The sequence below is a fragment of the Microbacterium sp. ZOR0019 genome (assembly GCF_000800925.1).
Classification (GTDB): Bacteria; Actinomycetota; Actinomycetes; order Actinomycetales; family Microbacteriaceae; genus Microbacterium; species Microbacterium aurugineum.
The window spans coordinates 25487-50839 of record NZ_JRKC01000019.1; the positions used below are offsets into that span (position 1 = coordinate 25487).

General features: G+C 68.0%; 30 protein-coding genes and 2 tRNA genes. 15 read left to right on the forward strand and 17 right to left on the reverse strand.

Going from position 1 to position 25353, the window contains the following annotated elements; all coding sequences use genetic code 11:
- Positions 1-78 precede the first annotated feature (78 nt).
- Positions 79-1308, reverse strand: a complete 1230-nt coding sequence (gene ispD / locus L978_RS06425) for a 2-C-methyl-D-erythritol 4-phosphate cytidylyltransferase (RefSeq protein WP_047521523.1) — start codon at positions 1306-1308, stop codon at positions 79-81.
- A 71-nt stretch (positions 1309-1379) separates the two neighbouring features.
- Positions 1380-1862 carry a CarD family transcriptional regulator gene (locus L978_RS06430; RefSeq protein WP_017201416.1) on the reverse strand — a complete coding sequence of 161 codons (483 nt, stop codon included), beginning with the start codon at positions 1860-1862 and terminating at the stop codon, positions 1380-1382.
- Positions 1863-1997: 135 nt separating this feature from the next.
- Between L978_RS06430 and L978_RS06435 the strand changes: the two genes are divergently transcribed.
- Entirely contained in the window at positions 1998-2531 is a 534-nt protein-coding gene (locus L978_RS06435) for a DNA modification methylase (RefSeq protein WP_047521526.1), read from the forward strand.
- Between the two features lie 57 nt (positions 2532-2588).
- On the opposite strand, the gene L978_RS06440 is transcribed toward L978_RS06435, so the two are convergent.
- Together L978_RS06440 and L978_RS06445 are read right to left on the reverse strand one after the other, a co-directional pair.
- A complete protein-coding gene (locus tag L978_RS06440; RefSeq protein WP_047521528.1) occupies positions 2589-3272 on the reverse strand; it encodes a response regulator transcription factor in 684 nt (227 codons plus the stop codon).
- Positions 3269-4492 carry a sensor histidine kinase gene (locus L978_RS06445; protein WP_047521530.1) on the reverse strand — a complete coding sequence of 408 codons (1224 nt, stop codon included), beginning with the start codon at positions 4490-4492 and terminating at the stop codon, positions 3269-3271. Before L978_RS06445 ends, L978_RS06440 begins: the two co-directional genes overlap by 4 nt.
- A 216-nt stretch (positions 4493-4708) precedes the next feature.
- Between L978_RS06445 and phoU the strand changes: the two genes are divergently transcribed.
- The gene (gene phoU, locus L978_RS06450) at positions 4709-5419 is read left to right on the forward strand and encodes a phosphate signaling complex protein PhoU (RefSeq protein ID WP_047521531.1); all 711 of its coding nucleotides are present in this window, start codon (positions 4709-4711) and stop codon (positions 5417-5419) included.
- 111 nt (positions 5420-5530) lie between these two features.
- Here the strand turns inward: phoU and L978_RS06455 are convergent, their stop codons facing one another.
- Entirely contained in the window at positions 5531-6280 is a 750-nt protein-coding gene (locus L978_RS06455; protein WP_047521533.1) for a phosphoglyceromutase, read from the reverse strand.
- A gap of 58 nt (positions 6281-6338) precedes the next feature.
- On the opposite strand from L978_RS06455, the gene L978_RS06460 reads away from it, so the two are divergent.
- The gene (locus L978_RS06460) at positions 6339-7166 is read left to right on the forward strand and encodes a class I SAM-dependent methyltransferase (protein ID WP_047521535.1); all 828 of its coding nucleotides are present in this window, start codon (positions 6339-6341) and stop codon (positions 7164-7166) included.
- Positions 7167-7168: 2 nt separating this feature from the next.
- Here L978_RS06460 and ygfZ read toward each other — a convergent pair whose 3' ends face one another.
- From ygfZ to L978_RS06480, 3 genes are all read right to left on the reverse strand, one after another.
- Positions 7169-8305 (reverse strand): CAF17-like 4Fe-4S cluster assembly/insertion protein YgfZ, encoded by a 1137-nt coding sequence (ygfZ, locus tag L978_RS06465; protein WP_052193383.1) that lies wholly within the window; start codon positions 8303-8305, stop codon positions 7169-7171.
- Position 8306: 1 nt separating this feature from the next.
- A complete protein-coding gene (locus L978_RS06470) occupies positions 8307-8909 on the reverse strand; it encodes an FABP family protein (protein ID WP_047521538.1) in 603 nt (200 codons plus the stop codon).
- Between the two features lie 150 nt (positions 8910-9059).
- Positions 9060-9350 (reverse strand): hypothetical protein, encoded by a 291-nt coding sequence (locus L978_RS06480; protein ID WP_047521540.1) that lies wholly within the window; start codon positions 9348-9350, stop codon positions 9060-9062.
- Between the two features lie 73 nt (positions 9351-9423).
- Between L978_RS06480 and L978_RS06485 the strand changes: the two genes are divergently transcribed.
- The 8 genes from L978_RS06485 to L978_RS18710 all read left to right on the forward strand — a co-directional run bounded on the left by L978_RS06485 (position 9424) and on the right by L978_RS18710 (position 17819).
- Positions 9424-10107 carry a winged helix-turn-helix transcriptional regulator gene (locus L978_RS06485; protein ID WP_047521542.1) on the forward strand — a complete coding sequence of 228 codons (684 nt, stop codon included), beginning with the start codon at positions 9424-9426 and terminating at the stop codon, positions 10105-10107.
- A gap of 51 nt (positions 10108-10158) precedes the next feature.
- The gene (locus L978_RS06490) at positions 10159-12324 is read left to right on the forward strand and encodes an RNA degradosome polyphosphate kinase (protein ID WP_047521544.1); all 2166 of its coding nucleotides are present in this window, start codon (positions 10159-10161) and stop codon (positions 12322-12324) included.
- Positions 12321-13310: an NUDIX hydrolase gene (locus L978_RS06495; RefSeq protein WP_052193384.1), complete on the forward strand. Its 990-nt coding sequence runs from the start codon at positions 12321-12323 to the stop codon at positions 13308-13310. Before L978_RS06490 ends, L978_RS06495 begins: the two co-directional genes overlap by 4 nt.
- 171 nt (positions 13311-13481) lie before the next feature.
- Positions 13482-14582, forward strand: coding sequence for a phosphate ABC transporter substrate-binding protein PstS (locus L978_RS06500; RefSeq protein WP_047521546.1), 1101 nt, complete (start codon positions 13482-13484; stop codon positions 14580-14582).
- Positions 14583-14686: 104 nt separating this feature from the next.
- On the forward strand, positions 14687-15664 hold the full coding sequence (gene pstC, locus L978_RS06505) for a phosphate ABC transporter permease subunit PstC (RefSeq protein ID WP_047521548.1): 978 nt from the start codon (positions 14687-14689) through the stop codon (positions 15662-15664).
- A 1-nt stretch (position 15665) separates the two neighbouring features.
- Positions 15666-16751: a phosphate ABC transporter permease PstA gene (pstA, locus tag L978_RS06510; RefSeq protein ID WP_047521550.1), complete on the forward strand. Its 1086-nt coding sequence runs from the start codon at positions 15666-15668 to the stop codon at positions 16749-16751.
- Between the two features lie 28 nt (positions 16752-16779).
- Complete coding sequence (gene pstB / locus L978_RS06515) at positions 16780-17559, forward strand: phosphate ABC transporter ATP-binding protein PstB (RefSeq protein ID WP_047521552.1); 780 nt, start codon at positions 16780-16782, stop codon at positions 17557-17559.
- A 113-nt stretch (positions 17560-17672) separates the two neighbouring features.
- Complete coding sequence (locus L978_RS18710; protein WP_156118241.1) at positions 17673-17819, forward strand: hypothetical protein; 147 nt, start codon at positions 17673-17675, stop codon at positions 17817-17819.
- Between the two features lie 122 nt (positions 17820-17941).
- Here the strand turns inward: L978_RS18710 and L978_RS06520 are convergent, their stop codons facing one another.
- The 4 genes from L978_RS06520 to sigK all read right to left on the reverse strand — a co-directional run bounded on the left by L978_RS06520 (position 17942) and on the right by sigK (position 21072).
- Positions 17942-18826 carry an aminodeoxychorismate lyase gene (locus L978_RS06520; protein WP_047521554.1) on the reverse strand — a complete coding sequence of 295 codons (885 nt, stop codon included), beginning with the start codon at positions 18824-18826 and terminating at the stop codon, positions 17942-17944.
- A gap of 196 nt (positions 18827-19022) precedes the next feature.
- The gene (locus L978_RS06525) at positions 19023-19652 is read right to left on the reverse strand and encodes a hypothetical protein (protein WP_047521556.1); all 630 of its coding nucleotides are present in this window, start codon (positions 19650-19652) and stop codon (positions 19023-19025) included.
- Positions 19653-19681: 29 nt separating this feature from the next.
- Positions 19682-20476: an anti-sigma factor gene (locus tag L978_RS06530; protein ID WP_047521558.1), complete on the reverse strand. Its 795-nt coding sequence runs from the start codon at positions 20474-20476 to the stop codon at positions 19682-19684.
- The gene (sigK, locus tag L978_RS06535) at positions 20473-21072 is read right to left on the reverse strand and encodes an ECF RNA polymerase sigma factor SigK (protein ID WP_194239273.1); all 600 of its coding nucleotides are present in this window, start codon (positions 21070-21072) and stop codon (positions 20473-20475) included. Before sigK ends, L978_RS06530 begins: the two co-directional genes overlap by 4 nt.
- Positions 21073-21222: 150 nt before the next feature.
- Between sigK and L978_RS06540 the strand changes: the two genes are divergently transcribed.
- Complete coding sequence (locus L978_RS06540; protein WP_047521562.1) at positions 21223-21882, forward strand: fasciclin domain-containing protein; 660 nt, start codon at positions 21223-21225, stop codon at positions 21880-21882.
- A gap of 139 nt (positions 21883-22021) precedes the next feature.
- A tRNA-Lys gene (locus tag L978_RS06545) sits at positions 22022-22097 on the forward strand.
- 23 nt (positions 22098-22120) lie between these two features.
- On the opposite strand, the gene L978_RS06550 is transcribed toward L978_RS06545, so the two are convergent.
- On the reverse strand, positions 22121-22573 hold the full coding sequence (locus tag L978_RS06550; RefSeq protein WP_047521564.1) for a hypothetical protein: 453 nt from the start codon (positions 22571-22573) through the stop codon (positions 22121-22123).
- A gap of 172 nt (positions 22574-22745) precedes the next feature.
- On the opposite strand from L978_RS06550, the gene L978_RS06555 reads away from it, so the two are divergent.
- A complete protein-coding gene (locus L978_RS06555; protein WP_047521566.1) occupies positions 22746-23291 on the forward strand; it encodes a type 1 glutamine amidotransferase domain-containing protein in 546 nt (181 codons plus the stop codon).
- 29 nt (positions 23292-23320) lie between these two features.
- On the opposite strand, the gene L978_RS06560 is transcribed toward L978_RS06555, so the two are convergent.
- Positions 23321-23836 (reverse strand): CGNR zinc finger domain-containing protein, encoded by a 516-nt coding sequence (locus L978_RS06560; RefSeq protein ID WP_047521568.1) that lies wholly within the window; start codon positions 23834-23836, stop codon positions 23321-23323.
- Between the two features lie 25 nt (positions 23837-23861).
- Here L978_RS06560 and L978_RS18895 point away from each other — a divergent pair, with 25 nt between their 5' ends.
- Positions 23862-24077 (forward strand): hypothetical protein, encoded by a 216-nt coding sequence (locus L978_RS18895; protein WP_081996943.1) that lies wholly within the window; start codon positions 23862-23864, stop codon positions 24075-24077.
- A 17-nt stretch (positions 24078-24094) separates the two neighbouring features.
- On the opposite strand, the gene L978_RS06565 is transcribed toward L978_RS18895, so the two are convergent.
- The 3 genes from L978_RS06565 to L978_RS06575 form a co-directional block, all read right to left on the reverse strand.
- On the reverse strand, positions 24095-24628 hold the full coding sequence (locus L978_RS06565; protein ID WP_047521570.1) for a DUF1697 domain-containing protein: 534 nt from the start codon (positions 24626-24628) through the stop codon (positions 24095-24097).
- Entirely contained in the window at positions 24625-25206 is a 582-nt protein-coding gene (locus tag L978_RS06570; protein ID WP_047521572.1) for an isochorismatase family protein, read from the reverse strand. Before L978_RS06570 ends, L978_RS06565 begins: the two co-directional genes overlap by 4 nt.
- A gap of 66 nt (positions 25207-25272) precedes the next feature.
- Positions 25273-25345 (reverse strand) — tRNA-Thr (locus L978_RS06575).
- Positions 25346-25353 lie beyond the last annotated feature (8 nt).

Here is a 25353-nt window from a genome sequence, read left to right on the forward strand (position 1 = left end):
GCCTACTCGGCGACTGCTGAGCGACCGCCCCGCGATGACGATTCATGCGGCGTGTGACGATCTGAACGTGGTGGACCGTCACCCGTCGCGCGGATCGACGGCCACCACGACCGCGACCGCCGTCACCGCGATGCCCTCGCCCCGCCCGGGAAAGCCCAGCCGGTCGGTCGTGGTCGCTGTGACGGACACGGGAGCGCCCAGCACGGAGGACAAGACGCCTTCCGCCTCGCGGCGACGCACGCTGAAGCGCGGCCGGTTCCCCTGCAGCTGCACGGAGACGTTGCCGATCTCGAAGCCCGCGTCTGCCAGCAGCTCACGGGTGCGCGCGAGGAAGACCTCCGCATGTGCGCCCGCGTACTCCGGGTGCGAGGTGCCGAAGTGCTCGCCGATGTCCCCGAGGCCGGCGGCGCCGAGGAGAGCATCGACGATCGCGTGTGCGACCGCATCCCCGTCGGAGTGTCCGGAGAGGGGCTGCTCCCCCGGCCATTCCACGCCGGCGAGCCAGAGGCTCCCCTCGCCGCCGAACGCATGCACATCGGTGCCGATGCCGATTCGAGGGATGACGGGACGAGTGATCGGCGCCTCCTGCGGTGCGTGCGCCGGCGGTGCAGACGCACCGAGCAGGTGCCGGGCGCGCTCGAGGTCCTCTGGTGTGGTGATCTTGAACGCTCGAGCGGAACCGTCGATGTGCCGCACCGTGTTCCCGGCCGCGGCGAACAACGCCGCGTCGTCGGTGTACTCGACCCCCGCGGAGACGGCTGCCGCGTAGGCCGCTTCGAGCGCAGCGCGGGGAAAGCCCTGCGGCGTCTGCGCCGCAGCGAGCTCGGAACGGTCGACCGCGGCCACCACGGCACCTTCCGCCACCTTCTTGAGCGTGTCGACCACGGGGAGCGCGGGCACGACTCCTTCCTGCGCGGTGACGGCACGCGCGACCGCATCGATCTGAGAGGGTGGCGTGAGGGCGCGCGCCGCGTCGTGCACGAGCACGGTCTTCACGTCGCCCCAGAGCGCGTCGAGCCCCGCGGCGACGGACTGCTGCCGCGTCGCGCCGCCCGTCACGACGCGACCGAGGTCTCGCCGGTCTCCTGCGGCGGCTTCGAGTTCCGCCAACGCGTCGCCCTCGTGGCCGGCGGGTGCGACGACGATCACCTGCGCAGGCAGGGCTGCGAACACGCCGTCCAGGGCATGCCGGAGGATCGAATGCGCGTCGATCCCCACGAGAGCCTTCGGCGCCCCCGCCTCCAGCCGAGTGCCGGAGCCGGCGGCGACGACGATGATCGCGATGTCGGGGACAGGAAGCAGGGTCACCCTCTCACGCTACCGCGTGGCAGGGACGACGAAGGGGCGGATGCCGCAGCATCCGCCCCTTCGTCGAGAACTCAGGAAGCGAGGACCTCGTCGAGCAGTGCGCCCGCCTTGTCCTCATCGGTCTTCTCCGCGAGCGCGAGCTCGGAGATGAGGATCTGACGAGCCTTCGCCAGCATCCGCTTCTCGCCCGCCGACAACCCGCGGTCCTGATCGCGACGCCACAGGTCGCGGACGACCTCGCTCACCTTGATGACATCGCCGGAGGCGAGCTTCTCGAGGTTCGCCTTGTACCGGCGGGACCAGTTCGTGGGCTCCTCCGTGAAGGGTGCGCGCAGCACCTCGAACACGTGGTCGAGGCCCTCTTTCCCGATCACATCGCGAACGCCGACCAGGTCGACATTCTCAGCAGGAACCTCGATGATGAGATCGCCCTGGGTGACGTTGAGCTTCAGATATTTCTTCGCCTCACCCTTGATGATGCGCTCCTTGACCTCGATGATGGTCGCAGCGCCATGGTGGGGATAGACGACGGTTTCGCCAACCTCAAAAAGCATAAAAACGTGTCCTTTCGGCAACCTCAAGGATACCACAGGGCAGATGCGCTAAGGTTCGCGCCCCAGGGCCGCAGAGTCGCTCACGACTTACCCATAGAATGGATGCGGATATCCCGCCGGACCTCAGGAGGACCCGTGAAATCGCGCCTTGTTGCGTCTGCAGCCCTCAGCGCCCTCGTTCTGCTCGGCGCGACCGGGTGCACGTTCATCACCCCGCAGTCGACCAAGATCGAATATCCGGCGTCCGACGGTGTGAACATCTCCGACGCCGACGGCCCGATCGACGTGCGCAACGCCCTCGTGATCGCGACGGAGGACGGATCGATCGGCAACTTCATCGCCGCCGTCGTGAACCCCACCGAAGAGAGCGCCACACTCACGATCTCCCTCGGAGACGGCAACGATTTCAAGGTCACGGTCCCCGCGGGCGAGACGAAGAGCCTGGGCGCCGACGAGGAGCCGCTGCGCATCGTCGGACTCGACACCAAGCCGGGTGCGACCGTCGAGATGCACTTCCAGTCCGGAGACTCCACCGGCGTCAAGGCCGACGTTCCCGTGCTCGACGGCTCTCTCCCCTACTACTCGGACCTCGTCCCCTCGGAGTCGGTGCGCACATCGGCACCGACGCCGATGCCGACCGACACGGCGGCGCCTGCTCCCTCGGAGTGACCCCGCGCTGAACGCAGAGGAGGCCGGCACCTTACGGGGTGCCGGCCTCCTCTGCGTTCAGCCCTCGAAGCGGTAGCCCAGGCCGCGCACCGTGACGAGCATCACCGGTTCGCTCGGGTTCTCCTCGATGCGCGAACGGATGCGCTTGATGTGCACGTCGAGCGTCTTGGTGTCGCCGAAGTAGTCGCTCCCCCAGACCCGGTCGATGAGCTGACCGCGGGTGAGCACGCGTCCGGAGTTGCGCATCAGGACCTCGAGGAGCTCGAACTCCTTCAGCGGCATGTTGATCTGCTCACCCGCGACGGACACGGTGTGCCGGTCGATGTCGAGTGAGACCCTGCCGCCGTCGAGCACGCGTTCGTCGAGCTCGCCGTCGGCCTGCACGACCCGGCGCAGCACGGCGCGCATCCGCGCGAGCAATTCGCGCGACGAGTACGGCTTGGTGATGTAGTCGTCGGCGCCCAGCTCGAGCCCGACCACGATGTCGACCTCGGAGTCCTTCGCCGTGAGCATGATGATCGGCACGGCCGACGTCGAGCGGATCTGACGGCACACCTCGGTGCCCGGCATCCCGGGCAGCATCAGGTCGAGCAGCACGATGTCCGCGCCCCGCTCCCGGAACGCGGAGAGCGCGCCGGGGCCATCCTCCGCGATCTCCACCTCGTAGCCTTCACGGCGAAGCAGATACGCGAGCGGGTCGGCGAGGTCGGGCTCGTCCTCGACGAGAAGGATTCGGGTCATGTTCTCTCTCCGTTTCGAACGCGCGCGGATGCCGCAGCCTTGGCGGCCTTGCGCGCACGTTTCTTCTTGCTCTTCTTGCCCGACCCGCCGTGCTCCGGGGCGTCGATCCGAGGAAGCCGGATCGTGAAGGTGGAGCCGCGTCCGGGGCGGGACCACAGCCGCACCTCCCCACCGTGGCGCTGCGTGGCGTGCTTGACGATCGACAGCCCGAGTCCCGTGCCGCCCGTGCGCCGGGAACGGGCCTCATCCGCTCGGTAGAACCGCTCGAAGATGCGCTCACGGTCCGCTTCCGCGATACCGATGCCCTGGTCGGACACCGCGATCTCGACCACTCCGTCCTCGGCGCGCACGCCGACGCCCACCCGGGATCCACGGGGCGAGTAGACGATGGCATTGGCGATCAGGTTGCCGACCGCCTCGATGAGGATCTGCGCGTCGCCGCGCACCCAGACGCCGCGGTCCCCGCCTCTGGCGAGCTCGACGCCGGCGGAATCGGCCTGTACGACGTGGCCCTCTATCGAGGACGCGATGACCTCGTCGATCGCCACGGGACCGACCTTGGTCAGACCGTCCTCGGCCTGGAGGCGGGACAGGCTCATGATCCGACCTGTGAGCTGTCCGAGTCGCCCGGCCTCCGCCGCGATGCGGGCGGCGAAGATGCGCACCTGCGCGGGATCGTCGGCCGCCGACTCGATGGCCTCGGCGAGAAGGCTCACTGCGCCCACCGGTGTCTTCAGCTCGTGACTCGTGTTGGCGACGAAATCCCGGCGCATCTGATCGAGGCGTTCCTGCTCGGTGACGTCGCGGATGATCAGCAGCACCAGGCGCGTGCCGATCATGCTCGCGCGCGCCGACACGAGTCGCGGATCGAGGCTCAATCCTCCCCGCGTGATGCGCATCGACTCGGTGACGGAGCCTCCCGTGTCCCGCACGACACGTACGAGCTGACGGAGCTCCGGGTTGTCGAGCGTCGCCCCGACCTCGATACCGAAGCGGGTCGCGGCCTGCGAGGAGGCGAGAACCATGCCGGAGGTGTCCACGATCGCCGCTGCATCGTCCATGCTGTGCAGAACGTCGGTGATACCGGCCGGGACGGCCAGCGACGTCTCCTCCTGCACACGTGCGCGTGCCCGGTATGCCCAGGCCACGAGCAGGGAGAGGCCGACACCGATCACCAGCCCGATGGCGAGCGAGGACAGCGCGAGCTGCGGCAAGGTCATGTCACAAGCGTAGAGTGCGTTCACCGTCCGTCCGGCGGGTTTCCGCGCCCTGGCGGGAACAGGGGAAGTACTATTCACGTGCTGGGCACCGTTCGTTAACCTTCGAAGCGGACAATCGCTTCGGGCTTGTGCGGGAGCACAGACCTGCTCTCGTGCGGACGACCCGCCGTCTCGCGCTGACACAGCCGAGATCCGAATGAAAGGTTGCGCCCCAACATGCGCGAAGTGTTCCACCAGTCCCTCGAGGATCTTCAGAACCGCCTGGTCGAGATCGCCGACCTCGTCACGGTCTCCATCGACAAGGCCACCCGGGCATTCGCCACGAGCGACGTGGCACTGGCCGAGGAGGTCATCGCCGACGACGCGAAGATCGACGAGCTGGCCGTCGCCCTCGACGAGCAGGCGATCGAGATCCTCGCCCGCCAGCAGCCGGTCGCACGCGACCTGCGCATCGTCGTGACGGCTCTGCGCGTGAGCGCCTCGCTCGAGCGCATGGGCGACATGTCGGAGCACATCGCCCAGCTCGCCCGCCTCCGTTTCCCCGAGCGCGCCATCCCGAAGGGCCTCAAGGGCACGTTCGTGAAGATGGGCGAGCTCGACGTCGAGGTCGCGCGCACGCTCTCGGAGCTGCTGCGCACACAGGACCTGCGTTTCGCCGACGCCATCCGCAACGCGGACGACGATGTCGACGAACTGCACGCCACCGTCTTCGAGAAGGTGCTCAGCGACAACTGGAAGGGCGAGGCCACGGCGACCGTCGACGCCACGCTCGCCAGCCGCTACCACGAGCGTTTCGCCGACCACGCGGTGGCCGTCGCGAAGAAGGTCGTCTACCTCTCGACCGGCGACTGGGCGGTCGAGGAGGAGGACATCCCCCTCGCCGTCGAACAGCAGGAGCTGGAGCAGCAGGAACACGGCCACGCCTGACCCGTCGTCCCTCCTCCCTCCCCCCTCCGGTCGAGACCCCCTCTGCACGTCGGCGCCCCTCCTGATTCGCGTGAATCAGGAGGGGCGCCGACGGTGTGAGGGGGTCTCGACCTACTTCTTGCCCTGCGCGGCGACGGCGGCCGCGCCGGCAGCCGCAGCCTCGGGGTCGAGGTAGCGGCCGGGACCGGTCGGGACGTTGTTCTCATCGAGCTCGTACACCAGCGGGATGCCGGTCGGGATGTTCAGCTCGGCGATGTCTTCGTCGCTGATGCCCTCGAGGTGCTTCACCAGGCCGCGCAGCGAGTTGCCGTGCGCGGTGACGAGGACCGTCTTGCCGGCTTCGAGGTCGGGGACGATCGCGCTCTCCCAGTACGGCAGCAGACGGTCGATGACGAGCTTGAGCGACTCCGTGCGGGGCACCTCGCCGTCGATGCCCTGGTAGCGGACATCGTGCACCTGGCTGAACTCGCTCTCGTCGTCGAGCACGGGCGGAGGCACGTCGAACGACCGGCGCCACAGCTGGAACTGCTCGGGACCGAACTCCTCGAGCGTCTGCGCCTTGTCCTTGCCCTGGAGCGCACCGTAGTGACGCTCGTTCAGACGCCAGGAGCGCGTCACGGGGATCCACAGACGGTCGGCGGCGTCCAGAGCGATGTTCGCCGTCTGGATCGCCCGGCTCAGCAGCGAGGTGTGCAGCACGTCCGGCAGGATGCCGGACTCGGCGAGCAGCTCGCCGCCGCGACGCGCCTCCTTCTCGCCCTGAGCGTTGAGGCGGACGTCCACCCAACCGGTGAAGAGGTTCAGTTCGTTCCACTCGCTTCGGCCATGGCGGAGCAGGATGAGGGTACGCGTCGCAGTCATGCCGCCAGTTTATCCACCTGGGACGTCCCGCCGAGTCGGATCCTGGGAGGATGGTGACATGGCGTCATCTCCCCTCGGCCGGCCGACCCGCGGCACGACGGGGACGAACCGACTCCGGCGCAACGACCGTTGGATCGCGCAGAGCGACGCGCTGCGCCGCGCGCACGATCCCCTGGTCGTCGACCTCGGCTACGGTGCCAGCGGAGTCACCGCGTTCGAACTCGCCACACGTCTCGTGCGCGTCCGCGACGATGTCGAGGTGCTCGGGCTCGAGATCGACCCCGCCCGCGTCGCCACGGCCGAGGCTCAGCTCGCGGAGGTGCGGGCCGGACGGACTCCTTTCGCCGCTGATCTCCCCGTGTCGTTCGCGCGGGGTGGCTTCGAGGTCCCCCTCCCCCGAGGACGCAGCGCTGCGGCGATCCGGGCCATGAACGTCTTGCGCCAGTACGACGAGGAAGACGTGCCGGATGCCTGGGCACGCATGACCGCACGCCTGTCCCCCGGAGGCCTGCTCTTCGAAGGGACCTGCGACGAGATCGGGCGCGTGTCGAGTTGGATCGACGTCGATTCGCAGGCCACACCGCTGCGCTTCACGATCTCGCTCCGTCTCGCCGATCTCGAACGTCCGAGCGTCGTCGCCGAGCGTTTGCCGAAGGCCCTGATCCACCGCAACGTCGCCGGGGAGCGCGTGCACGATCTGCTCATCGACCTCGACCGGGAGTGGGACCGCGCGGCTCCCCTGTCGACGTTCGGCGCCACGCAGCGCTTCCTCGCCGCGGTGACAGGACTACGGGATCAGGGCTGGCCGGTGCTCGGCGGGCGCACCCGCTGGCGTCTCGGCGAGCTCACGCTGCCGTGGGCCGCGGTCGCGCCGCTGCCCGGCTGAGCTCAGCTTCCGGTTCCGGGGACGGCGTCACGCGGGTCCGGCGCCGTGGGTCTCCGAGACAGCCGGGTCAGGCGCGGGACGTCTGCCGTGGCCCCCGCATCAGCCGGGACGATGACCTGCTGCGATGCGGCGATGTCGATGCCGTCGGCGCGAACCACCAGGTCGCCGATGGGCGCGCGCCGGGAGAGGATCGCGAGGGCGATCGGACCGTCTTCGTGATGACGCGCCACCGAGGTCAGATGCCCGACCTCGTCGTCACCGGCGAAGACCGCGGTACCGGGCTCGGGCAGGACCGCATCGCTGCCGTCCAGGTGGAGCGCGGCCAGACGACGCGGCGGATGCCCGAGGTTGTGGACCTTGGCGACGGTCTCCTGCCCCCGGTAGCACCCCTTGCTCAGGTGCACCGCGCTGCGGATCCAGTCGGACTCATGAGGAAGCGAGCGCTCGTCGACCTCGGTCGTCCAGCGCGGGCGCCACGCCGCGACCCGCAGAGCCTCGGCGGCGAGAAGGCCGGCGAGCGCCTCCCGGTCGAGAGAAGCGGCGAGAGCGTCGGCCTGCTCGGCGGTGAGGATCGCCACCCGCCAGGCGTAGTCGGCTGCCGGATGCTCGATGACCTCGGAATACTGGTGTCCGCCGACGCTGATCCGCTGCCACGGGTCGGACCACACGAGAGCGGTGCCGTTCGGGGCGAACGCCGCGGCGGTCGCCGTCGCGGAGATGACCCCGCCGTCGATGTATCCGACCAGCACGAGGTCGGAGCGGAGGTCGACGGTCGCCTGTGTGCGGAACTTCATCCGCGTCAACCAGCCGGCAAGCGCCTCGGCGTCTCCGTCGTCGGCGATGAGCCACGTGGATGCACCGTCGTCGATGACACCGGCCGCGTGCTCCACCCGGCCCTGCGGGTCGAGCACCAGAAGCTCGGTGCTGTCACCGGGGGCGAGGCGTCCCACGGCCTGCGACGTGATCGAATCGAGCCAGCTCAACCGCTCCGTACCCGCGACCTCGATCACGGCGCGATCGCCGAGCGGGGCGAGAGCCGCGCCCTCGGCGAGACGCCGCTGCTCTCGGAACACATCGCCGAAGTGGGCGATCAGATCACCCTCGGCGACGGCACCGTCGACCTGGTCGAAAGCGGACATCTCAGACCTTGGCCAGCCGGGCGGAGGCATGGGAGCGCAGCGGGGTGCCGAGCGCGGCGATGTCCCACGCCCACAGCAGGTGTCCGTCGACGAGGCCGTACATGCGCGATGATGCGGTGTGCACCTTGGCGCCGGCACTGCGCACGACGGCGTCGGAGCCGATGTCGATGCGCGGACCGTTGATCTCGCCGATGTACAGCTCGAGAGCACCGTCTGCGTGCGCGAGCGACACCTCGATGGGGAATCCGCCGCTCGGCGCGCGCAGCTCCTCCACGTCGTCGACCGTGCGTGCGACGGCGGGCGCGGTGGGCGGGAGCAGCGCGGGACCGGGATCCGAGTCCGTCGCCGGTCGCGCGAGTCGCCAGAATCCCGTCTCGGCGAGCAGTGCCGCCGCCGGCGCCCCCTCGTCGGTGAGGAAGGTGGCTGAGCCGGAGTAGTTCAGGAACGGGCCGCCGTCATGGCTGAAACTGACCCGATGGGTGAACTCGCCCTGCAGGCGTTCGTCGCCGACCGGGTAGTCGATGACACCGGTACCCTCCCAGACGCCGATCAGCCACGCGAAGGGGACGAGATCGGCCGGAAGGTCGACGGGCAGTTCGATCACGATCGCGTCAGCGCTGGCCGCGGAAGAGGTTGCGCAGCACCACTGCCGAGACGAAGACGATAGCGAGGCTCGCGAGGCCCAGCAGGCCGATGAAGAAGATTTCGAGCGCCATGAGGTCCATGTCCCCCACCTTACCGCGCCCCGCCGTCGTCAGGACGGGATCAGCGCCGCGAGACCGAAACCGACCGAGATGAGCCCCATCAGCATCAAGGCGCCGATCACGCTGCTCGCCACCCGGAAGATGAATCCCTGGGTGCGGCCGTACCAGAGCTGCACGGCGAAGGAGAGCAGGACGACGCCCCCGAAGCCCACGAGCATCCAGGGGACACGCCACTCCTCCGGCACGAAGATCCCGATCGCGACGGTCGCGACGAATGCCGCTGCCCACACGACGATCACACCGACGAACGCGTTGCGTGGTGCGAGTGCTGGTTCCGTCATGACAACCATTGTTGCGCATCCGCCCCGGTATCATGGCGGCACGACGTCGATCCCCCGTCGGTGAGGAGTGCGCGTGGCCCTGGTCCTGGTTCTGACCAATGCTCCGCTCTCGGAGCAGGTCCTGCCCGCCCTTGAGCTGCTGAGCCATAGAGCGCGCCAGATCCCTGCGGAACCCGCACAGCTGGTCAACGCTCCGGAGTACGACGTCGTGATCGTCGACGGACGTCATGATCTGGTCGCCGCGAAGTCACTGTGCCGGCTCCTGCGCGCCACAGGTCAGGACGCCCCTCTCCTCCTCGTCGTCACGGAGGGCGGAATGAGCGCTCTCTCGGGCGACTGGGGAATCGACGATGTGCTGCTCGCGACCGCGGGCCCGGCGGAGATCGACGCGCGCCTCCGCCTCGCGCTGGCCCGACGCGATGAGGTCGCCGAGCCCGCGAGCGTGCAGGCTTCCGGAGTCACGATCGACGAGCAGTCGTACTCGGCGAAGCTGCGCGGCAGGCCGTTGGACCTCACCTACAAGGAGTTCCAGCTGCTGCACTTCCTGGCCACCCATCCTTCGCGTGTCTTCACGCGGGAGCAGCTGCTCAGCGAGGTGTGGGGCTACGACTACTTCGGCGGAACCCGCACGGTCGACGTGCACGTGCGGCGCCTCCGGGCGAAGCTCGGCGACCAGGAACAGATCATCGGCACGGTGCGCAACGTCGGCTATCGCTTCAACGTCAACGAAGAAGAGAGCGTCGCCGCGGGCCACTGAGGATCGACACCGTTCACACGAGCGTCACCTGGCGGTGCTTAGATGTACCCCATGATCGATCCCGCACTCGCCGACGCCGGTCTCGGTGACGCCGAAGACGACGACTTCGACGCCATCGAGTCCCCGGACTCGTTGCTGCCCGACCACCGCTACCTGGATCGCGAGCTGAGCTGGCTCGCGTTCAATCAGCGCGTGTTGGAGCTCGCGGAAGACCCGTCACTCCCCGAACTCGAGCGGGCGAACTTCCTGGCCATCTTCGCCAGCAACCTCGACGAGTTCTTCATGGTGCGCGTCGCAGGCCTCAAGCGGCGCATCATGACCGGTCTCGCGGTGCCGACGAACATCGGTCGCTCCCCCGTCGACGCGCTGGCCGACATCTCCCGTGAGGCGCACGCACTGCAGCTGCGCCATGCGGACGCGTGGAACTCGCTCGTGCGCCCCGCCCTCGCCGAATCCGGTATCGAGATCACGGACTGGTCCGAGCTCACGGACGGCGAGCGCTCCGCGCTGTCCGACTACTTCCAGGCGCAGGTGTTCCCGGTGCTGATGCCCCTCGCGGTCGACCCGGCGCACCCGTTCCCCTACATCTCCGGACTCTCGCTGAACCTGGCGATCCGCATCCGCAACGCCCGCACCGGGCGCCAGGAGTTCGCGCGCATCAAGGTCCCGCCGATGCTCCCCCGCTTCGTGGAGGTTCCCGGCGCCGGCGAGATCAAGCGCTTCCTGCGCCTGGAGGAACTCATCGCCAACCACCTGGGCGACCTGTTCCCAGGCATGGAGGTGCTCGACCACCATGCGTTCCGCCTCACCCGCAACGAAGATGTGGAGATCGAGGAGGACGAGAGCGAGAACCTCATCCAGGCGCTGGAGGCCGAACTCCTGCGCCGCCGGTTCGGTCCGCCGATCCGGCTCGAGATCACCGATGACATGGATGACGTCACGATGGATCTGCTGGTGCGCGAGCTCGACATCACGGATCTCGAGGTCTACCGCCTCCCCGGGCCTCTCGACCTCCGCGGACTCTTCGACCTCTCGCGCATCGACCGGCCCGATCTGCGCTACCCGCCGCACCTGCCCACCACGGCGGTGGCCTTCCAGCCCGCGGGATCGAGCGCACGGGCCGACATCTTCAAGGCGATCCGCAAGTCGGACGTGCTCGTCCACCACCCGTACGAGTCGTTCACGACGAGCGTGCAGGCCTTCCTCGAGCAGGCCGCCCGCGACCCGCATGTGCTCGCCATCAAGCAGACGCTGTACCGCACCTCCGGAGACAGCCCCGTCGTGCAGGCCCTGATCGACGCCGCTGAGGCCGGCAAGCAGGTCCTCGCGCTGGTCGAGGTGAAGGCCCGGTTCGACGAGGCCAACAACATCGTCTGGGCGCGCAAGCTCGAGAAGGCCGGCGTGCACGTCGTGTACGGCCTCGTGGGACTCAAGACACACTGCAAACTCGCCCTGGTCATCCGCGAAGAAGAAGGGATGCTGCGGCACTACTCCCACGTCGGGACGGGCAACTACAACCCCAAGACCAGCCGCATCTACGAGGACTTCGGGCTCTTCACCGCCGACGCACAGGTCGGCAAGGACCTGACGCGCCTGTTCAACGAGTTGAGCGGGTACGCCATCGAGAAGAAGTTCAAACGACTCCTCGTCGCCCCGCTCCACCTCCGCAAGGGACTGATCCGCCAGATCGACGCCGAGCGTAAGAACGCGGAGGCCGGGATCCCCGCCCACATCCGCATCAAGGTGAACTCGATGGTCGACGAGGAGATCATCGACGCGCTGTACCGCGCGAGCGCCGCGGGCGTGAAGGTCGACGTCTGGGTGCGCGGCATCTGCAGCCTGCGCACCGACCTGGACGGCATCAGCGACAACATCACGGTGCGCAGCATCCTCGGCCGCTATCTCGAGCACTCGCGGATCTTCGCGTTCGAGAACGCCGGTGACCCGCAGGTGTACATCGGCAGCGCGGACATGATGCACCGCAACCTCGACCGTCGCGTCGAGGCACTGGTGCGCGTGACCGACCCCGCCCATCTCAAGGAGCTCCGGACCTTCTTCGACCTGGCGATGAACGACGGCACCTCGTCATGGCACCTCGGCGCCGACGGCGTCTGGGAGCGCCACGCCGTGGATGCCGACGGAAAGCCCCTGATCGACCTGCAGGATAAGACCATGGGGTTGATCCAGCGGCGCCGCCGCGCACGGGCGGTTCGATGATCCGGCGGCAGCTGCAGCTCCCGCCCGACTCCGAGACGGGGTCGAAGTGGGCCGACAAGGCGGTGTACGCCGCAGGCGCCGTGGTCTGGCGGATCATCGACGGCAAGTTGCGGATCCTCCTGATCCACCGCACCAAGTACCGGGACGTCACGCTGCCCAAGGGGAAGGTGGATCCCGGCGAGATGCTCGCCGAGACCGCCGTGCGCGAGGTGCACGAGGAGACCGGCATCCGCGTCTCCCTCGGCGTTCCCATCGGAGTGAGCCGCTACCACCTCGCCTCCCGCAAGCAGAAGGTCGTGCACTACTGGGCGGCCGAGGCGACGGAGGACGCGATCCGCGAGTCCACGTTCGTACCCAATCGGGAGATCGCGGCGCTCGAATGGGTCAGCGTGAAGAAGGCACGCAACCGACTGAGCTACCCGGTCGACCTGGAGATCCTCGACTTCTTCTCCAACCTGGTCGATGACGGCGTGCTGCGCACCTTCCCGGTGATCGTGCTGCGCCACGCGAAGGCGCTCTCGCGCTCGGACTGGAACCGCTCGGACGCCGCGCGCCCGCTCACCGAACGTGGCCGCACCCAGGCGAAGTCCATCGTCGGGCCGCTCCGCGCCTTCGGTGTGCGCAAGATCGTCACGAGTGACGCGGTACGTTGCGTCGCGACCGTCACCCCGCTCGCGAAGGCCCTCGGCCGGAAGCCTGTGCAGACGGAGAAGATCAGCCAGGACGCCTGGGAAGACGGCGCGGCCGATCTTCGATCCGTGGTCGGCCGACGAGTGCGGTCCGGAAAGCCGGCCGTGCTGTGCAGTCACGGTCCCGTGCTCCCCGGGCTGCTGTCGGAGATCGCCCTCGCGACCGGCACCGTCACCGGGTCGTATCTCGGCAGCGCCGCCGACCTCGAGCCTGCCGCGTTCTCGGTCGTGCACCTGTCGTCCACGAACCCCGGTTCCGGCATCATCGCGATCGAGACGCACATCCCGAAGGTCTGACGCGTCGACGGATTCCGGACACCACCGCCGGAATCACGCGGGAGCACCCCAGAGAGTCGCCCGTCGTTCACCTGCCGTTCACCTGCTCGGGAGAGTCTCGTTAACCGTCGCCCATAGCGTCACTGTGTGCCCTGCACCGGGCCCCACCCATCCAAGATCGAAGGATCCACAGTGAAGATCTCCCGAATCGCACGAATCGGCGCCATCGGCGCCGTCGCCGCTCTCGCTCTCGCCGGTTGCGCCGCGAACGAAGGCGGCTCCGGTTCCACCGAAGCTCCCACCGATTCCACACTCTCCGGAACGATCGACGCCACCGGTGCGTCCTCGCAGGCGGCCGCTCAGGAAGCCTGGGTCGCCGCGTTCCAGACCGCGAACCCCGACGTGACCGTCAACTACGAGCCCACCGGATCCGGTACGGGTCGCGAGAACTTCCTCGAAGGCGGCAGCAACTTCATCGGCTCCGACCGCGCGTTCAACGACGAAGAGGTGGCCGCCGGCGGCTTCGGCGCCTGCACGACCGACGACATCGTCGAGGTCCCGCTCTACATCTCGCCGGTCGCCGTCGCGTTCAACCTCGAGGGCGTCGACTCCCTCAACCTGGACGCCGCGACCATCGCGGGCATCTTCGCCGGCACCATCTCCAACTGGAACGCCCCGGAGATCGCCGCGCTGAACGACGGCGTCGAGCTGCCTGACCTGGCCATCTCGCCCGTGCACCGCTCCGACCCCTCGGGGACGCAGGAGACGTTCACCAAGTACCTCAACGCCACGGCGGGTGACGTCTGGACCTACGAACCGGCCGACGTGTGGCCGATCCAGGGTGGCGAGGCAGCGCAGGGCACCTCCGGTGTGAAGCAGGCCATCACGGCAGGCAACGGCGCCATCGGCTTCCTCGACGCTTCGCAGGCCGAGGGCCTCGGACAGGTCGCTGTCGGCGTGGGCGGGGACTTCGTCGCCTACTCGGCCGAGGCTGCCGCCAAGCTCGTCGAGAACTCGCCGCTGGTCGAAGGCCGCGGTGCAGGGGACCTCGTCTTCGACGTCGACCCCGCCACCGCTTCGGACGGCGCCTACCCGATCGCCCTGGTCAGCTACCTCATCGGCTGCGAGCAGTACGAGGACAGCAACGTCGCGGAGCTCGTGAAGGAGTACTTCACCTACATCGCGAGCGCTGAGGGCCAGGACGCTGCGGCCGAGAACGCCGGCAGCGCACCGATCTCGGACGGCCTGCGCGATCAGGTCCTCGCCGCGATCGACCTGATCCAGGTCGGCTGATCACGCCGACACGCTGACACGGTGCCCCCGCGTCCCGACGGGGCGCGGGGGCACCTCCCGGTCAGTATCCGATCCATATCGACCCGGCCCGAAACAGGGAGATCATGAGCACGACAGCCCAGGCGCCGACACCGACGCCGACCAAGGCGCCACCTGCGCCTATCAAGGCGAAGCAGCGACTTGGCGACCGGGTCTTCTCCGGCACCGCGCTCGGGGCGGGGATCGTCATCCTCGTCGTCCTCGCGCTCGTCGCCGCCTTCCTCTTCATTCAGAGCCTCCCCGCCTTCGAGCTCGACACCAGCGACAACCACATCCTCAAGGGTGAGTCCTTCTGGTCGTACGTGTGGCCGCTCATCTTCGGAACGCTCTGGGCCTCATTCATCGCCCTGCTCATCGCCGCTCCCATCGCGATCGGCATCGCGCTGTTCATCTCCCACTACGCCCACCGGCGTCTCGCCGCGGTCCTCGGCTACATCATCGATCTGCTCGCCGCCGTCCCCTCCGTCGTCTTCGGGCTCTGGGGCGGCCTCGTGCTCGCCCCGCTCCTGCAGCCGATCTACGCCTGGCTGAACGAGAACGCCTCCTGGGTCCCCTTCTTCGGGGGCCAGGTGTCGTCGACCGGGAAGACGATCCTCACCGCGGCTCTCGTGCTGGCAGTGATGTGCATCCCGATCATGACCGCCATCTGCCGCGAGGTCTTCCTGCAGACCCCGAAGCTCCACGAGGAGGCAGCCCTCGCCCTCGGCTCCACCCGATGGGAGATGGTGCGTATGGCCGTCCTGCCCTTCGCTCGCGGCGGCATGGTCTCGGCGGCGATGCTCGCCCTCGGCCGGGCACTCGGCGAGACCATGGCTGTGACCATGGTGCTCTCCCCGTCCGCGGTGGTCACCTTCCTGGTACTCACCGCGACGAACCCCACGCCGATCCCGGCCAACATCGCCCTGGCCTTCCCCGAGGCACACGACACCGGAGTGAACACGCTGATCGCCACCGGCCTCATCCTCTTCGTCGTGACCTTCGCCGTCAATGCGCTGGCGCGATGGATCGTCGCCCGCCGCGCCGAGTTCTCGGGAGCCAACTGACATGACCGTCCTGACCGCCGCTCCCGCGAGCACCGCGTCGCTCACCTCGGGCAAGCTCCCCAAGTGGGCTCCGTGGGCGCTGCTCGCCGCATCTTTCGCCATCTCGGCCGCGATCTTCGCCGTGGCCGCTGCCGGTTCCAGCCTCGCCGACTTCAACATTGTCGGTACCGTGATCTGCGGGATCCTGATCTACATGGTGATCATCACCGTGATCTCCTCCATCGCGGAGAGTCGACGCAAGGCGATCGACAGGCTCATGACCGCACTGGTCGCGACAGCCTTCCTCATCGCGCTCCTGCCACTCATCTCGTTGCTCTGGACGGTCGTCGCCAACGGCATCGAGCGCTTCGACCTGGAGTTCTTCTCCTACTCGATGCGCAACGTCGTCGGCGAAGGCGGTGGAATCGTCCACGCCATCTGGGGCACTGTGCTCATCACGCTGACAGCCACCGTCATCTCCGTACCCATCGGCCTGATGACCTCGATCTACCTCGTCGAGTACGGCCGCGGGAAGATCGCGAAGGCGATCACCTTCTTCGTCGACGTGATGACCGGTATCCCCTCGATCGTGGCGGGTCTGTTCATCTACGCAGTGTTCTCGCTGCTGGTGCGCCCGGGCATCTCGATGGGATTCATGGGAGCTCTCGCGCTTGCCGTGTTGATGACCCCCGTGGTCGTGCGAGGCAGCGAAGAGTTGCTGCGCATCGTCCCCAACGAGCTGCGAGAGGCGTCCTACGCCCTCGGAGTGCCGAAGTGGCTCACCATCCTGAAGGTCGTGCTGCCGACGTCGATCGCGGGCATCATGACGTCGATCATGCTGGCCATCTCGCGGGTGATCGGAGAGACGGCGCCGCTTCTGCTCACTGCCGGCTTCACCCAGAGCCTGAACACGAACATCTTCAACGGGCAGATGATGACGCTGCCGGTGTTCGCCTACAACCAGTACATGAACCAGGGCACGAACCCGGACGCGGCAATCGCCCGCGCCTGGGCAGCGGCCCTCACCCTCATCCTCATCGTCATGCTGCTGAATCTGCTCGCCCGACTCATCGCGAAGCTGTTCGCACCCAAGCTCGCCGGCCGCTGAGCGGCGGCCCACCCGGAATAGGAAACACGTGTCCAAGAGCATCGAAGTCAACGACCTCAACGTCTACTACGGCGACTTCCTCGCCGTCGAAGGCGTCTCCCTCGACATCCAACCGCGCAGCGTCACAGCCTTCATCGGCCCCTCGGGCTGTGGCAAGTCGACGTTCCTTCGCACCCTCAACCGCATGCATGAGGTCATCCCCCGCGCACGCGTCGAGGGCGAGGTCCTGCTCGACGGCAAGGACCTCTACGGCCCCGGAGTCGACCCGGTGCTCGTGCGCCGCCAGGTGGGCATGGTATTCCAGCGGCCGAATCCGTTCCCCACCATGTCGATCAAGGAGAACGTGCTCGCCGGGGTCAAGCTCAACAACAGCCGCATGTCGAAGAGCGACCAGGATGCCCTCGTCGAGAAGTCCCTCACGGGTGCGAACCTGTGGAACGAGGTCAAGGACCGGCTCGACAAGCCGGGTTCCGGGCTCTCCGGCGGCCAGCAGCAGCGACTGTGCATCGCCCGCGCGATCGCCGTGTCGCCGCAGGTCCTGCTGATGGACGAGCCGTGTTCGGCCCTGGACCCCATCTCGACCTACGCGATCGAAGAGCTCATCAGCGAACTCAAGAACGAGTTCACGATCGTCATCGTCACGCACAACATGCAGCAGGCCTCGCGCGTGTCGGACAAGACGGCGTTCTTCAACATCGCCGGCACCGGCAAGCCCGGCAAGCTCATCGAGTACGACGACACCATGTCGATCTTCACCACCCCCTCTGTGCAGGCCACCGAGGACTACGTCTCCGGCCGCTTCGGCTGACCCCTCGCGCGGGGACTTCGAAAACCCAGACCATTCGCACTCGTGACGGCGTGTCCCCCAGCGACACGCTGCTCTGAGTCCCGATGGTCTGGGTTTTCGCATATCCGAGGGTCGTGTGCGACGACTGTGTCGGCGAGGCCGCGCCGGTGTCGACTCTCCGGTTCACCTACGAGCTCATCATCGACGACTGGCCGCTCGTGGAGGCCGCGATCCGGGGTGCTCTCGCACGCGGAGCACACCTCGCCCCGGCTCTCCTCTGACGACTGCGTGGCGTGGCAAAACAGAGACGTCTCGCGCACGCCAGGGCGTGTCTGGTGGGGCACACCGCAGTGCGGACGGATGCTCTCCGTTTCGGCCCAGCGAACCGGACCGAGGAGAGGCTTCAGTCGCGGGGAGAGAGCAGGTAGCGGTTCAGGTCGGCTGTCAGGCTCGGGTCCACCGGGAGAGAGGCACCGTCGATCGCGGTGATGGCCGCGGCGAGGCGGACGCTCGACACCAGCCACGCCGCATCCGCTCGCGGGAGATCCGCTGCCGGGATACGGTCGTAGGCGGTCTCGAAGCCCTGCGCCGCGAGGTGCTCGTACACGCTGAGCTGGGTCGTCCCGTGCAGGATGCCTCCGTTCGGCGCCGGGGTCACGAAGCGGTCCCCGAACCGCAGGATCAGCGAAGCCGTCGGTGCCTCGAGCACGAAGCCGTCGCTCGAAAGGAAGATCGCATCGTCCGCGCCGCGGCGGTGAGCCTCACGCAGGGCCGCCATGTTCACGGCATACGACACGGTCTTGGCGCCCAGCAGCAACCACGGTGCCCGCTCGGCCGCACCGAGGTCGTAGCCACGGTCCAGAGTCACGACGCGCACCCCGTTCTCCCGCACGGCGGAGAAGTCGGGCGCCGGTGCAGCCGTGACCCAGGCTGTGGGAGTGGGCCCGTGCTCGACGCCACGACTGAGGATGAGCTTGATGACGGACTCACCGGATCCGAGCTGCGCCGCCGCCTCGTCGATGGCCTGATGCCACTGCTCGAGGTTCGGTGCGGGGAGATCGCACAGGCGCGCGGAGTGCGCGAGCCTCTCCAAGTGCGGGAACACTTCCTGCGCGTGTCCGTCGACGACGCCGATCGACTCGAACACGCCGTCACCCCGCTGCGTGCTGAGCTCACCGACGCTGAGCGCCGGCGCCGCCGCATCCAGCTGGGTGAACGTGTCGGCGTAGTCGGAGCGCTGCTCCTCGATGTCCACGGGATCGATCATGAATGCGAAGCGCCCGGTCATGATCCGAGCCTAGAGGGCGGGAATACCCACGGCTGCATCGCGTTACAATTGAATGGCCGGGCCGCATAACCCCGGGCTCCATTTTTTGCCGCTACGAGCGGCCTTCCGCCGAGAGGCGTTCTTGCGGCCCGGTCTTTTCTTGTGCAGGCGCGCCGAACGCTGCGGAAGCACCAGCGCTCCCCCGGTGAGGGTCCGCTCAGCTGAGGGCTCCTGTGCGCCACAGCACGGCCGAAGCTGCCAGATCCTGCGCATAGCTGCTCAAGCGGAGTGCCCGCGTCGTGAGCTCGCTGGCGCGCGCAGGCTCCGTCGGCTCGTAGTCGTCGGCGGTATGGGTCGCACCGGACGCCTGCACACGACAGAAAGCGGCGGCGCGATCGAGTGCCACGGCGAAGTCGCCGCGGAAGGCCCCGCGCAGGATGGTGTCGATGAGGGCGACGAGTTCCTCCGGCCCCGCCGGCACCGGAGCACCCGCGATCACGGTGTCCGCCGACGACAGTTCGACACGGCCCCGGTCGTAGAGCAGTGCGGCCGTGCGAGCGTCGGCGTGGATCGCCAGTTGCAGCACGTAGAGACGCCACAGCGCTCCGGGAAGCGTGCGCGATGGTGCCTTCGACCAGAGCTCGGCGATCTCGTCGATGCCGTGCTCGGCTGTGAAGGCCACGAGTCGCTCGGCGCTCGCGCCGCTCTCGTCCGCACGTACACGGGTCAGCAGCGCGGAAGCCGTGGCGTGCGCAACGCGGGTCTCCTCGGCGGGATCGTGCGAACCGACGATGTTGTCGAAGGCGGTGGTGGGGCGACGCACGGGGCGGTGGTGCTGCTCGGGCATCCCTCCAGGGTACGCGCGATCGACGACGGTCAGGCCGTGGGGATGACGATGACCGGGTCCGTGGTCGGCTGGCCTGTGGGAGATCCACCGGCCTGCTCGACGGTCACGGCGATCGCGTCGCCCGCCTGCATCTCGCCCGTCAGGAGCGCGGTGGCATCGCCGCCGTCCACATCGAACACACCCGCTGAGACCGGGGCATCACCGCGGACGAACCAGAGCTCGTACGTCTCCCCCTCTGCCGGGGTGGGGATGCCGTCGGCGACCAGCACGGCCTTGCCGACCGAGGCGGACCAGTGCGCGGTCGCCGATCCCCCGTCATCGAGGGCGACGGTCGCCTGCTCGGCGTCTCCCGCGGCCTCGATCTCCTGGAGCGCGACCACGCTGGCGGGAGGATTCAGTTGCTGGTTGAGGGCGACCGCACCGATTCCGACGCCGACCAGCACGGCCAGGCACGCCGCCAGGGCGAACACGCTCCGCGTCCAGCGGCGCTGCTTCGGCTTCTGCTCGGCACGAGTGTCGATGGCGTCGCCCTGGGTGGCGGCGGGGGCGTCCGTGATCGCCGAGGTGGCATCCGGATCGGACCGCGTTCCGCCGTCCTGGGGCAGGTCCGCGATCTGTGCGAGCAGCGCGGATCGGATGTGCGCGGGAGCGGTGACCGGTTCGACGGGGTCCGCGAGTGACGCAGCGGTGGCAGCATCCTCATCCACGGTGTCCTCCCATTCCGGGTGCTCCGCGAGGGCAGCGAGGTACCGACGCTCGTCGTCTGCAGACAGCGAGTGCAGCGCGGCACCTGCCGCGAGCTCTGCGAAGTCCTTCTCGTTCATGCCGTCACCCCCATCGCCGTGCGCAGACGGGTCAGCCCGTCTCGCATCCGTGTCTTGATCGTCCCCAGTGGCGCGCCCACGAGGGCCGCGATCTCGTTTTGACTGTAACCGCCGTAATACGCGAGGACGAGTGCTTCGCGCTGCGCTTCCGGAAGCCCCGAGAGCGCTTGGACGACCTTCCCTCCCTCTATCCCCAACTCGACCTGCTCCGCGACACTGTCGTGCGCGACGCCGATGTCCTTGAATCCTGCTCGTACGTCTCGGTCGGCGCTCGACTGCGATGCACGCACCCGATCAACGGCCCGGCGATGAGCGATCGTCATGATCCATGCTCGTCCCTGACCTCTGTTCGGAGCGAAGCGCGAAGCGGATTGCCAGATCTCCAGAAAGACCTCTTGGAGCACTTCTTCGCTCTGCGAGCGGTTGACCAGCACACGGAGAATGAGGCCGAACACGCGAGAGGAGAGCAGATCGTAGAGAGTCGCGAAGGCAGCTTGATCACCTGACGCGACGCGGACGATGAGGTCGGCGACAGCATCCTGCGTCGCTCCGTCCTCGGGAACGTCGAACCCATCGATGACCATCCCTATAAGCATGCCGCATCTCCGCTCCGGTCTCGCGCAGACGAGGCCGCTGCCGGAGCGATTTCAAAGATTTCTGAGATTCTTCCCATCCGATGCCGCAGGGGCTCCGAACAGCACTCGACGCCACGGAGAGGCCGTGGCTCAGTTCTGAAGGAGCTCGACATGTTCAGCACCAAGAAGAAGGTCACCGCGGCAATCACCCTCGGCCTGGCGAGCGCATTCCTGCTCTCGGCCTGTTCCATGGGCAGCGGCAGCACCACGGACGAGTCGTCCGAGCCGAAGGCACCGGAGACGTCGGAGTCGACGCCGATGGAGATGGACCCGGCGGCGAACCTGGTCGGTCCCGGCTGCGCGGCATACGCCGACGCCGTGCCGGACGGCGCAGGATCCGTCGAGGGCATGGCCCAGGACCCGGTCGCGGTCGCGGCCTCGAACAACCCGCTGCTGACCACGCTGGTCTCGGCGGTGAGCGGACAGCTCAACCCCGACGTCGACCTGGTCGACACCCTGAACGGCGGCGAGTTCACCGTGTTCGCACCGGTGGATGACGCCTTCGCGAAGATCGACCCGGCCACGATCGAGGCCCTCAAGACCGACAGCGCCACGCTGAGCTCGATCCTGACCTACCACGTGGTCCCCGGCCAGATCGAGCCAGCCGACATCGACGGCATGCACAAGACCGTGCAGGGCGCCGAGCTCGAGGTCACGGGCAGCGGCGACGACCTGATGGTCAACGACGCGAAGGTCATCTGCGGTGGAGTCCAGACCGCGAACGCGACCGTGTACCTCATCGACACGGTCCTGATGCCCCCGGCATCCTAAGCCGGGCGCTGTCGGGTGGGAGGACACCCGACGCACGCCCTTCTCGGGAGTAGGGGGAGGATCCTGAGAAGGAGAGAAGGGCCGTCAGCGGAGTCATGTCGCTGACGGCCCTTCTTCTTGCGCACTAGACTTGACGCAGGGGCCTCTAGCTCAGTCGGCAGAGCATCGGACTTTTAATCCGCGGGTCGTGGGTTCGAGCCCCACGGGGCCCACCACAACACGTTCAAGCGAAATCCGTTCAGGATTCGCCGTCGTGCACTCCTGCCAGGAGCTCGTCACGGATCTCGGCCACGCCGCTCGGCAGCGTCTCGCCCTCGAGGTCGAAAACCGGAGCGTCCGGGGTGCCGCCGATCGCGCACACCGCGACACTGTCCTGCCCGTCCAGGGTCTTCGGGATCACGACGAACCAGAGCGACTGCCCACCGAGCCACTCCGTGGTCGCCATGTCGGCGAAATAGGTCGCATCCGGCGCGAGACTCCGGGTCTTCTGCGTGCACAGTTCCACCAGTTGGGCGGTCGCGAATGCCGTCGCAGACTCGGTCGGCTCGGGTGTCGCCGTGTCGGTCGGAGATGACGTCGGCGAAGGCGAGGCGGTCGACGCGGTCGGCGAGGGGCTCGGCGCCGGCTCAGGAGCGCAGCCGGCGAGCAGCACGAGCACCGGCACGAGGACGAGGGCAGAACGGAAGCGCATGGCTGGATGCTACTGCCTCCCTGCTCCGATCCGACGGGAGCGCTCCGCGACCGCCCGACTCCGCCTCTAGCATCCTCCCCCGGTCCCCGGCCACCCCCTTCACTCCTCGCTCGTTCCGGGAGAGGGTCGACTCGTCCGCATCCGCGGGCGACTCCCCACGAAAGGATGAACGATGACCCTCACCGGCAACCGAGTGGCGTTCCTGGCGACCGACGGATTCGAGGACAGCGAGCTCACCAGCCCGTGGGAGGCGGTCACCGCCGCGGGCGCGAGCGCGACACTGATCGCCCCGGCGGGAGCGGCGATCACAGGGAAGAACGGTCACGAGCAAGCCGTCGACCTGCTCGCCTCCGAGGCGGCGGCCGACAGCTTCGACGCCCTCGTCCTTCCCGGCGGTGTCGTCAACGCCGACCACCTGCGCCTCGACAAGCCGTCGATCGCGCTCGCCCGCGCCTTCTTCGACCAGCACAAGCCCGTCGGCGTGATCTGCCACGGCGCCTGGATCCTCATCGAGGCGGACGTCGTGGACGGCCGGACGCTCACGAGCTACCCGAGTCTGACCACCGACCTCCGCAATGCCGGAGCGACCTGGGTCGACGAAGAGGTCATCGTGGACGAAGGACTCGTCTCCAGCCGCACACCCGATGATCTCCCGGCTTTCAACGCGAAGCTCGTCGAGGAGATCGGCGAAGGGAAGCACGCGGGCCAGACGGCCTGATTCCGCGCCCGCGGGCCGAGACCTCGGCCTCAGAGGCGAGCCCGATGCCGACGGACGGCCGCACGGTTGGCGCAGCGCACCGAGCAGAACCGCTGGCGACCGTTGCGCGTCACGTCCGCCACGACATTCGTGCACGGCGCGGCCTGGCAGCGCCCGAGCCTGCTCATTCCCCGGGTGACGAGATGCAGCGACGTGCCGAGGCTGATGATCGCCCGGAGCACATAGGGCAGCGACGGCACGTCATCGCGGTAGTGCAGGTGCCAGCCCTCGCCGTCGTGGTTGGTCAGCCGCGGATACGCGGCGGCGGCGGCGAGCTGTGCGTTCAGCAGCAGCGCCCTCGCGTCGGCATCGGGCTCGTCGACGATCGCGAGCCAGTCGTCGATGACCGCTCGGACTTCCGCATGGTCCTCGGGCGCGGGCGGGAATGTCTGCGTCATCCCGAGGGCGAGGGTGCGCTCCTCGATGCCGGCGCGATCCTCGGGCCAGTCGTTCGCCAACGACGCGGCCAGCAGGACCGCATACTCGCCGTAAGGGTTGAGATGCATAAGACCATTACATCACGCTGGATGCATGACCTCGCCGAACACTCTCCCGATCCCCCGCCTCCGACCGGAGACCGCGACCCATGAACACGGCTGGCGGGTGGAATCCCGACACCCGACGAGCGAGGGCGTCGTGCTCTACGTGCGCTGTGCGGACTGCGGATCCCGACGTGTCGACCTTCAGGAGCACCCTCACACACCACCCGTCGGGGTGAGCGCGGAACTCGGTGGTGCAGGGCGCTGAGGCTCAGACGTCGACGATCACGCGGCCAGCTCGATGAGCGTGCGGATCGTGCGGAGGTTGCGCGCTGTGCCCGCCACGCCGAGCGCACGGTCGAGCACCGCCTTCGTCAGCTTCGTGGAATGCACGCCGCCTTCGCCGTAGTCGATCCACAGGTCGTCGTCGACGAGAGCGAGGCGCTCTGCAGGGAGCAGGCGTTCCTCCAACGCTGCGAGCGCACCACTCGCAGGCCGCCCCTCGAGGAACATCGCGTGCACGAAAGTCACATCCCCTTCGGGAAAGGGCTGCGCGGACTCCGACGAGACCAGCTGCGCATGGGTCCGATGGATCACGGGGGTGTCCACCCCGAACTCGCGGTGGATCACGGAACGGACAGCAGCGCGTGCGGTCTCGGGATCCGGTGGAGTCGCGCAGAGGATGTTCCCGCTGGCGATGTAGGTGGAGATATCGGTGAGGTCCGTCTCGGCTGCCAGCACGTCGCGCAGCCGCCCCATCGGAACCCTGTTGCGCCCGCTGACGTTCACGGCCCGCAGCAGGAGGACGCTATGACTCACGCGTCCGCGCTCACGACCAGTTCCGCGCCGGCATGCACGAGCTCGGCCAACGCGGTCTCACTCGCCTCCGGAGCGACCCCCGCGACGAGGTCGGTCAGGATGCGGACGTGGACACCGTGGGCGATCGCGTCGAGGGCTGACGCACGGACACAGTGATCCGTCGCGATCCCGACGACATCCGCGCTGAGCACCCCGGCCGCCGCCAGTACCTCACCGACGGTCTCCTGTGCTTCGGTCTCCCCCTCGAACATCGAATAGGCGGGCTCGCCCTGCCCCTTGCGGACGTGGTGGGTCACGGAATCGGTCACCAGGAGCGGATCGTAGTCGGCCCCCGGGGTCCCGGCGACGCAGTGCACCGGCCAGGAGTCGATGAAGTCCGGCGTCTCGGCGAAGTGACCCCCATTGTTCCCCTCGGCGTCATGCCAGTCGCGGGAGGCGATGATCACCTCGTAATCCGTGGCGTGCGCGGCGAGGTAGCCCGTGACGGCGGAGGCCACCGCATCACCGCCCACGACCTCGAGCGCACCGCCCTCGGTGAAGTCGTTCTGCACATCGACGATGAGAAGCGCTCTACTCATACTTCGAGGTTACGCCGTGGGGACGGGAAAGGCCCCGTGATGTTCTTCGCATCACGGGGCCTTCGGAGCCGCTTGTCAGAATCGAACTGACGACCTTTTCATTACGAGTGAAATGCTCTGCCGACTGAGCTAAAGCGGCGTGCGACG

What these genes read in the sequence shown, in the direction of transcription:
- L978_RS06430 (WP_017201416.1), bottom strand. Translation starts at nt 1,862, where the DNA reads ATGCTTTTTGAGGTTGGCGAAACCGTCGTCTATCCCCACCATGGCGCT.
- L978_RS06455 (WP_047521533.1), bottom strand. Translation starts at nt 6,280, where the DNA reads ATGACTGCGACGCGTACCCTCATCCTGCTCCGCCATGGCCGAAGCGAG.
- L978_RS06525 (WP_047521556.1), bottom strand. Translation starts at nt 19,652, where the DNA reads ATGCCCGAGCAGCACCACCGCCCCGTGCGTCGCCCCACCACCGCCTTC.
- L978_RS06480 (WP_047521540.1), bottom strand. Translation starts at nt 9,350, where the DNA reads ATGACGGAACCAGCACTCGCACCACGCAACGCGTTCGTCGGTGTGATC.
- L978_RS06540 (WP_047521562.1), top strand. Translation starts at nt 21,223, where the DNA reads ATGTTCAGCACCAAGAAGAAGGTCACCGCGGCAATCACCCTCGGCCTG.
- pstC (WP_047521548.1), top strand. Translation starts at nt 14,687, where the DNA reads ATGAGCACGACAGCCCAGGCGCCGACACCGACGCCGACCAAGGCGCCA.
- L978_RS06530 (WP_047521558.1), bottom strand. Translation starts at nt 20,476, where the DNA reads ATGAACGAGAAGGACTTCGCAGAGCTCGCGGCAGGTGCCGCGCTGCAC.
- phoU (WP_047521531.1), top strand. Translation starts at nt 4,709, where the DNA reads ATGCGCGAAGTGTTCCACCAGTCCCTCGAGGATCTTCAGAACCGCCTG.
- L978_RS06520 (WP_047521554.1), bottom strand. Translation starts at nt 18,826, where the DNA reads ATGACCGGGCGCTTCGCATTCATGATCGATCCCGTGGACATCGAGGAG.
- L978_RS06495 (WP_052193384.1), top strand. Translation starts at nt 12,321, where the DNA reads ATGATCCGGCGGCAGCTGCAGCTCCCGCCCGACTCCGAGACGGGGTCG.
- L978_RS06440 (WP_047521528.1), bottom strand. Translation starts at nt 3,272, where the DNA reads ATGACCCGAATCCTTCTCGTCGAGGACGAGCCCGACCTCGCCGACCCG.
- ygfZ (WP_052193383.1), bottom strand. Translation starts at nt 8,305, where the DNA reads ATGTCCGCTTTCGACCAGGTCGACGGTGCCGTCGCCGAGGGTGATCTG.
- L978_RS06445 (WP_047521530.1), bottom strand. Translation starts at nt 4,492, where the DNA reads ATGACCTTGCCGCAGCTCGCGCTGTCCTCGCTCGCCATCGGGCTGGTG.
- L978_RS18895 (WP_081996943.1), top strand. Translation starts at nt 23,862, where the DNA reads ATGACCTCGCCGAACACTCTCCCGATCCCCCGCCTCCGACCGGAGACC.
- sigK (WP_194239273.1), bottom strand. Translation starts at nt 21,072, where the DNA reads ATGCTTATAGGGATGGTCATCGATGGGTTCGACGTTCCCGAGGACGGA.
- L978_RS06570 (WP_047521572.1), bottom strand. Translation starts at nt 25,206, where the DNA reads ATGAGTAGAGCGCTTCTCATCGTCGATGTGCAGAACGACTTCACCGAG.
- L978_RS06560 (WP_047521568.1), bottom strand. Translation starts at nt 23,836, where the DNA reads ATGCATCTCAACCCTTACGGCGAGTATGCGGTCCTGCTGGCCGCGTCG.
- L978_RS06460 (WP_047521535.1), top strand. Translation starts at nt 6,339, where the DNA reads ATGGCGTCATCTCCCCTCGGCCGGCCGACCCGCGGCACGACGGGGACG.
- L978_RS06490 (WP_047521544.1), top strand. Translation starts at nt 10,159, where the DNA reads ATGATCGATCCCGCACTCGCCGACGCCGGTCTCGGTGACGCCGAAGAC.
- pstA (WP_047521550.1), top strand. Translation starts at nt 15,666, where the DNA reads ATGACCGTCCTGACCGCCGCTCCCGCGAGCACCGCGTCGCTCACCTCG.
- L978_RS06555 (WP_047521566.1), top strand. Translation starts at nt 22,746, where the DNA reads ATGACCCTCACCGGCAACCGAGTGGCGTTCCTGGCGACCGACGGATTC.
- L978_RS06550 (WP_047521564.1), bottom strand. Translation starts at nt 22,573, where the DNA reads ATGCGCTTCCGTTCTGCCCTCGTCCTCGTGCCGGTGCTCGTGCTGCTC.